Genomic DNA, 943 nt, shown 5'->3' on the forward strand with positions numbered 1-943 from the left:
GAGTATACCTTTGACGTTCAATATGACGTTTCAGAGCGTACAGTGTTAACAAGGGAGTTGATTGCGGACCTTAAGGACGACATCAAACGCGTTGCGCGGCAGCAGTTTAATTTGGATGACACCGTCATCGTTCGAATTACCGGAATAACAGAGGTGCAGTGATGACCCGTGATCAAATACTCGCCGCGCATGAGCGTGAGAAGGTGAAAGAGATTTGTAAAAGGCACGCTTTATTTGCTGACTCTTATGCGTTCTTAAAGTCTTGCATCAAACAAAACGCAAGGATGGATAACACTGTCTTGACATTCAACCTTTTGTCTAACGGAGCAAAGCTTGATGCAATATGCGGGTGCAGAATTGCCACTATGACGTTTGAACGAGGTGCTCACAAAGACTCTTTCTTCTATCAATTCTCCCACCGGACGGGTGATACAAAGATAACAAGGACAAGGCACGAGATAGAGATTGACCTACTCCACTATGTAAAATGAATATCAAAAAGGTGAGCTAAATGCTTGCCTTTTCTTTTATCAATACTTATACTCAGTTCATCAAGCAAAGGAGATTTGATTATGAGTACCGAAGCGATGAAGAAAAAGATTTTGAACGCTTTGCAAGAAGGTATGAACTGGGGGGCTATCAAAGAGTTTAATGAGGCGCAAGTCAGCGGAGAGAATGCAATAGGATTTAGTAATAATAAAGGCGGCATCGCCGCAATCCTTTTGTTAAACAACACCGATGATAAGTTTATACTTTACGTCGGAGGGTATGAGCTTGTTGTTGATGATTTATTCATCACTTGTGCCGACGGCCTTAACCCTATGTTGACATTTGAACGTTGCGGAATTCGTGTTGCAACGTTTGGAGGGAAGTCATGACATCCAACCTTAAGGCCCGTTTATTATTCATCAAGCCGCACGTGCCTTATAAGATTAGTAAGCGC

General features: G+C 42.6%; 1 protein-coding gene. It reads left to right on the forward strand.

The genetic code is table 11. The features are described 5' to 3' along the window. Positions 1-572 precede the first annotated feature (572 nt). The gene (locus tag Y887_RS20600) at positions 573-878 is read left to right on the forward strand and encodes a hypothetical protein (RefSeq protein ID WP_157004366.1); all 306 of its coding nucleotides are present in this window, start codon (positions 573-575) and stop codon (positions 876-878) included. Positions 879-943 lie beyond the last annotated feature (65 nt).

This window comes from Xanthomonas pisi DSM 18956 (assembly GCF_001010415.1).
Lineage (GTDB): Bacteria > Pseudomonadota > Gammaproteobacteria > Xanthomonadales > Xanthomonadaceae > Xanthomonas > Xanthomonas pisi.